Source organism: Pseudomonas sp. NPDC088885 (assembly GCF_044750025.1).
GTDB lineage: Bacteria > Pseudomonadota > Gammaproteobacteria > Pseudomonadales > Pseudomonadaceae > Aquipseudomonas > Aquipseudomonas rustica.
The window spans coordinates 1-6,293 of sequence record NZ_JBIVJB010000154.1; the positions used below are offsets into that span (position 1 = coordinate 1).

General features: G+C 59.7%; 4 protein-coding genes and 1 pseudogene. All 5 read left to right on the plus strand.

Features of this window, described 5'->3' with window-relative positions; translation table 11 throughout:
• On the plus strand, window positions 1–1,764 hold a 1,764-nt coding region (locus ACIP1X_RS27270; protein WP_400755824.1), incomplete at its 5' end, for a DNA gyrase C-terminal beta-propeller domain-containing protein.
• Window positions 1,765–1,995: 231 nt separating this feature from the next.
• The gene (gene serC / locus ACIP1X_RS27275) at window positions 1,996–3,081 is read left to right on the plus strand and encodes a 3-phosphoserine/phosphohydroxythreonine transaminase (protein ID WP_400755825.1); all 1,086 of its coding nucleotides are present in this window, start codon (window positions 1,996–1,998) and stop codon (window positions 3,079–3,081) included.
• Window positions 3,081–4,175 carry a prephenate dehydratase gene (gene pheA, locus ACIP1X_RS27280; protein ID WP_007908404.1) on the plus strand — a complete coding sequence of 365 codons (1,095 nt, stop codon included), beginning with the start codon at window positions 3,081–3,083 and terminating at the stop codon, window positions 4,173–4,175. Before serC ends, pheA begins: the two co-directional genes overlap by 1 nt.
• A 13-nt stretch (window positions 4,176–4,188) precedes the next feature.
• Window positions 4,189–5,301, plus strand: coding sequence for a histidinol-phosphate transaminase (gene hisC, locus ACIP1X_RS27285; RefSeq protein ID WP_400755826.1), 1,113 nt, complete (start codon window positions 4,189–4,191; stop codon window positions 5,299–5,301).
• Between the two features lie 28 nt (window positions 5,302–5,329).
• Window positions 5,330–6,202: pseudogene (locus tag ACIP1X_RS27290) on the plus strand (prephenate dehydrogenase/arogenate dehydrogenase family protein); the annotation flags it as partial.
• Window positions 6,203–6,293: the final 91 nt, after the last annotated feature.

A 6,293-nucleotide genomic window follows, 5' to 3' on the forward strand; every position in this document is an offset into this window, starting at 1 on the left:
CTGATCGACGGCCGCCCACGCATCCTGAATCTCAAGGATCTGCTGGAAGCCTTCGTCCGTCACCGTCGCGAAGTGGTTACCCGTCGTACCGTGTTCGAACTGCGCAAAGCGCGCGAGCGTGGTCACATCCTCGAAGGTCAGGCCGTTGCCCTGTCGAACATCGACCCGGTTATAGCCCTGATCAAAGCGTCGCCGACCCCGTCGGAAGCTAAAGAAGCGCTGATCAGCACGCCGTGGGAATCCTCGGCCGTGGTCGCGATGGTTGAACGTGCCGGTGCCGATTCGTGCCGTCCGGAAAACCTCGATCCGCAATACGGTCTGCGCGAAGGCAAATACTTCCTGTCGCCAGAACAGGCGCAAGCCATTCTGGAACTGCGTCTGCACCGTCTGACCGGTCTGGAACACGAAAAACTGCTGGCCGAGTATCAAGAGATCCTCAACCAGATCGGCGAGCTGATCCGCATCCTCAACAGCGCTGTGCGCCTGATGGAAGTGATCCGCGAAGAGCTGGAAGTGATTCGTGCCGAATACGGCGACGTGCGCCGCACCGAAATTCTTGATGCCCGTCTCGATCTGACCCTGGGTGACATGATCCCGGAAGAAGAGCGCGTTGTGACCATCTCCCACGGTGGCTATGCCAAGACCCAGCCATTGGCTGCGTACCAGGCTCAGCGTCGTGGCGGCAAAGGCAAATCGGCGACCGGCGTCAAGGATGAGGACTACATCGCTCACCTGCTGGTTGCCAACAGCCACACCACGCTGCTGCTGTTCTCCAGCAAAGGCAAAGTGTACTGGCTCAAGACCTACGAGATTCCGGAAGCGTCCCGCGCTGCCCGTGGTCGTCCGCTGGTCAACCTTCTGCCATTGAGCGAAGGCGAATACATCACCACCATGTTGCCGGTCGATCTCGAAGCCATGAAGCGTCAGGCTGAAGAAGAAGAGGCTGAGGGCGTTGAGGTTGATGTAGAGGAAATCGAAAACAGCAACGAGACCGACGAAGAACGTCGTGCCCGTATCAAGGCTGCTGATCGTAAAAAAGCGCCGTTCATCTTTATGTCGACCGCCAACGGTACGGTCAAGAAGACGCCGCTGGTGGCCTTCAGCCGTCAGCGCAGCGTTGGTCTGATCGCGCTGGAGCTGGACGAAGGCGACATCCTGATCTCTGCAGCTGTCACCGACGGCGAGCAGGAAATCATGCTGTTCTCCGACGGCGGCAAAGTTACGCGCTTCAAGGAATCCGAAGTTCGCGCCATGGGCCGTACCGCCCGCGGTGTGCGTGGCATGCGTCTGCCAGAAGGGCAGAAGCTGATCTCCATGCTGATTCCGGAAGAAGGCAGCGAAATTCTCACTGCTTCGGCGCGCGGCTACGGCAAGCGTACGGCGATCACCGAGTTCCCTGAGTACAAGCGTGGCGGTCAAGGCGTTATCGCCATGGTCAGCAACGAGCGTAACGGCCGTCTGGTCGGTGCGGTTCAGGTGCAGGACGGTGAAGAAATCATGCTGATCTCCGATCAGGGCACCTTGGTGCGTACCCGTGTCGACGAAGTGTCGAGCCTGGGCCGTAACACCCAAGGTGTGACGCTGATCAAACTGGCCAAGGACGAAACCCTGGTCGGTCTGGAGCGGGTTCAGGAGCCTTCGGAAGTTGAAGGCGAAGAGCTTGAAGGGGAAGAGGGCGAGGAATTCGAAGGCACTGTCGTAAACGACGATGCCGGTGAAGACCAGCAACTCGACGCCGCAGCAGACGAAGAACCGCAAGAATAAGCGGACAAGCAAGGGGGCGGATGAGAATTCGCCCCCTTGTTATTTGTCCGGTATGAAATTTCGACATCATGGAGATCCCCTGTGGGAGCGAGCCTGCTCGCGAATGCAGGCGCTGCGGTACCTCTGACACACCGCGGTGATGCATTCGCGAGCAGGCTCGCTCCCACTGGGCCGTGTTGATCGGTAGTGTGATTTATTGCGTGATACCACCAAATCAGAGCGAGATTGGATGTGAGCAAGCGAGCCTATAACTTCTGCGCCGGTCCTGCGGCGCTTCCTGAAGCTGTCCTGCAGCGCGCCCAGGGTGAACTCCTTGATTGGCACGGCAAGGGTCTGTCGGTCATGGAAATGAGCCATCGCAGCGATGAGTTCGTGTCCATTGCCACCCAGGCCGAGCAGGATCTGCGTGACCTGCTGAATATCCCGTCGAACTATAAAGTGCTGTTTCTTCAAGGTGGCGCCAGCCAGCAATTCGCGCAGATTCCACTGAACCTGCTACCGGAAAACGGCTCCGCCGACTACATCGACACCGGTATCTGGTCGCAGAAAGCCATCGAAGAAGCCTCGCGCTACGGCCGCGTCAACGTCGCCGCCACCGCCAAGCCTTACGACTATTTCGCCATCCCGGGCCAGAACGAGTGGAACCTGTCGAAAGACGCCGCTTACGTTCACTACGCACCGAACGAAACCATCGGCGGTCTGGAATTCCAGTGGATCCCGGAAGTCGGTGACGTGCCGCTGGTGGCTGACATGTCTTCGGATATTCTGTCGCGCCCGGTCGATATCTCGCGTTTCGGCATGATCTACGCCGGCGCGCAGAAAAACATCGGCCCGAGCGGCATCGTCGTCAACATCATCCGCGAAGACCTGCTCGGCAAGGCGCGTGCGCTGTGCCCGACCATGCTCGACTACAAAGTCGCGGCGGATAACGGCTCGATGTACAACACCCCGCCGACCCTGGCCTGGTACCTGTCCGGTCTGGTGTTCCAGTGGCTGAAAGAGCAGGGCGGCGTTGATGCGATCGCCAGGCTCAACGACGTCAAGCAGCGCACGCTGTACGACTTCATCGACGCCAGCGGCCTCTACAGCAACCCGATCAACAAATCGGATCGCTCGTGGATGAACGTGCCATTCCGTCTGGCCGATGATCGTCTGGACAAGCCGTTCCTGGTCGGTGCCGAAGCGCGCGGTCTGCTCAACCTCAAGGGCCACCGCTCCGTGGGTGGTATGCGCGCCTCCATCTATAACGCTGTCGACATCACTGCGGTCAACGCGCTGGTGGCGTACATGGCTGAATTCGAGAAGGAACACGGCTGATGTCCGAGCAAGAACTCAAGGCACTGCGCGTTCGCATTGACGCTCTGGACACCAAAGTCATGGAGCTGATCAGTGAGCGTGCGCGTTGCGCCCAGGAAGTCGCGCGAGTAAAGATGGCCTCGCTGGCCGAAGGCGAAGTGCCGGTGTTCTATCGTCCTGAGCGTGAAGCTCAGGTGCTCAAGCGTGTGATGGAGCGCAATCAGGGGCCGCTGGGCAACGAAGAGATGGCGCGGTTGTTCCGCGAAATCATGTCGTCGTGCCTGGCGCTCGAGCAGCCGCTGAAAGTGGCTTACCTCGGCCCTGAGGGCACCTTCACCCAAGCGGCAGCCATGAAACACTTCGGTCACGCGGTGATCAGCAAGCCGATGGCGGCGATCGACGAAGTGTTCCGTGAAGTGGCAGCCGGTGCGGTGAATTTTGGCGTGGTGCCGGTGGAAAACTCCACCGAAGGCGCGGTTAATCACACTCTGGACAGCTTTCTCGAACACGACATGGTGATCTGTGGCGAAGTCGAGCTGCGTATTCACCATCACCTGTTGGTCGGTGAAAACACTAAGACCGACAGCATCAGCCGCATCTATTCCCACGCACAGTCGCTGGCCCAGTGCCGCAAGTGGCTGGACGCGCACTATCCGAATGTTGAGCGCGTGGCGGTTTCGAGCAACGCTGAAGCGGCCAAGCGGGTTAAAGGCGAGTGGAATTCGGCGGCGATTGCCGGTGATATGGCGGCAGGGCTGTATGGCCTGACCCGTCTGGCCGAGAAGATCGAAGACCGTCCGGACAACTCGACGCGCTTCCTGATGATTGGTAACCAGGAAGTGCCGCCGACCGGCGACGACAAGACTTCGATCATCGTGTCGATGAGCAACAAGCCCGGCGCGCTCCACGAGCTGCTGGTGCCGTTCCACGACAACGGGATCGACCTGACCCGCATCGAAACCCGTCCATCGCGCAGCGGTAAATGGACCTACGTGTTCTTCATCGACTTCGTCGGCCACCACCGTGATCCGTTGATCAAAGGTGTGCTGGAAAAGATCAGTCAGGAAGCAGTAGCACTCAAAGTGCTGGGTTCCTACCCGAAAGCAGTTCTCTAAGGGGCGGTAGCAAATGAGTGGCAACTTCCTCGCTCTGGCACAGCCGGGCGTGCAACAACTTTCGCCGTACGTTCCGGGCAAGCCTGTGGACGAACTGGCGCGCGAGCTGGATCTGGATCCGGCAAAAATCGTCAAACTGGCGAGCAACGAAAACCCGCTGGGCGCCAGTCCGAAAGCCTTGGCGGCGATCCGCGAAGAGCTGGCCGAGCTGACCCGTTATCCGGATGGCAACGGTTTCGCATTGAAATCGTTGCTGGCCGAACAGTGCCGCGTCGAGCTGAATCAGGTCACGCTGGGCAACGGTTCCAACGACATTCTTGAGTTGGTCGCGCGCGCGTATCTGGCGCCGGGCCTCAACGCGGTGTTCAGTGAGCACGCGTTTGCGGTATACCCGATCGCCACTCAAGCGGTCGGCGCGCAGGCCAAAGTGGTGCCGGCGAAAGATTGGGGGCATGACCTGCCTGCAATGCTCGCGGCCATCGACGCCAACACCCGCGTGGTGTTCATCGCCAACCCGAACAACCCGACCGGCACCTGGTTCGGCGCTGAAGCGCTGGACGAGTTCCTGCAGGACGTTCCGGAGCATGTGCTGGTGGTGCTCGACGAGGCTTACATCGAATACGCCGAAGGCAGTGATTTGCCGGACGGTCTGGATTTCCTCGCCGCTTACCCGAACCTGCTGGTGTCGCGCACCTTCTCCAAAGCCTATGGTCTGGCGGCGTTGCGCGTTGGATACGGCCTGTCGACCCCGGTTGTCGCTGATGTGCTGAACCGTGTTCGCCAGCCATTCAACGTCAACAGCCTCGCTTTGGCGGCAGCCTGCGCAGCGTTGAAGGACGATGAATATCTGGCGCAAAGCCGTCAGCTCAACGAGGCGGGCATGCAGCAGCTGCAGGCCGGTTTCCGTGAGCTGGGCCTGAACTGGATCGAATCCAAGGGCAATTTCATCTGCGTCGATCTCGCACAAGTTGCAGCCCCGGTATTCCAGGGTTTGCTGCGCGAAGGCGTGATCGTGCGTCCGGTGGCCAATTACGGCATGCCGAACCACCTGCGAGTGACCATCGGTCTGCCAGCGGAAAACAGCCGCTTCCTCGAAGCGCTGCGCAAGGTTCTGGCTCGTGGGTGATGTCACTGCACTGCAATCTGCTGCACCTATGATCGGTCGCCTCGTGGTGGTCGGTCTGGGGTTGATCGGTGGTTCGTTTGCCAAAGGCTTGCGTGAAAGCGGTGTGTGCCGCGAAGTGGTCGGGGTCGATCTCGATCCGCAATCGCGCAAGCTCGCGGTCGAGTTGGGTGTGGTCGATCGTTGTGAAGATGACTTGGCGGCTGCATGCCAAGGCGCTGACGTGATTCAGCTGGCGGTGCCGATTCTGGCGATGGAAAAAGTGCTCGCGCGTCTGGCGAGCATGGATCTCGGGCAGGCGATTCTGACCGACGTCGGTAGCGCCAAAGGCAATGTGGTGCGCGCGGCAACCGAAGCGTTTGGCGCGATGCCGTCGCGTTTCGTGCCGGGCCATCCGATTGCCGGTTCCGAGCAGAGCGGGGTGGAAGCCTCCAATGCCGAACTGTTCCGTCGCCACAAAGTGATTCTCACGCCGCTCGAGCAAACCGATCCGGCCGCATTGGCTGTGGTTGATCGTCTTTGGCGCGAATTGGGCGCCGACGTCGAGCACATGCAGGTCGAGCGTCACGATGAAGTGCTGGCCGCGACCAGTCATCTGCCACACTTGCTGGCTTTCGGTCTGGTCGATTCGTTGGCCAAGCGCAATGAAAACCTTGAGATCTTCCGTTACGCTGCCGGTGGTTTTCGCGATTTCACAAGAATCGCCGGAAGCGACCCGGTGATGTGGCACGACATCTTCCTCGCTAACCGCGAGGCTGTTCTGCGCACACTCGATACATTTCGCAGCGACCTCGACGCCTTGCGCGACGCGGTCGATGCAGGGGATGGGCACCAATTGTTGGGCGTCTTCACGCGCGCCCGGGTTGCCCGCGAGCATTTCAGTAAAATCCTGGCCCGCAGGGCCGGTTTCATGGAAGGTTTCATGCACTAAACGTCGATTGATTTTAAGAACGCCCAAAAGACAGGTCAGACCATGAGCATTACCCAGTTCAAAA

Bases quoted from the DNA above. Each gene is read 5' to 3' on its own strand.
- hisC (WP_400755826.1), top strand. From the start codon at position 4,189: ATGAGTGGCAACTTCCTCGCTCTGGCACAGCCGGGCGTGCAACAACTT.
- pheA (WP_007908404.1), top strand. From the start codon at position 3,081: ATGTCCGAGCAAGAACTCAAGGCACTGCGCGTTCGCATTGACGCTCTG.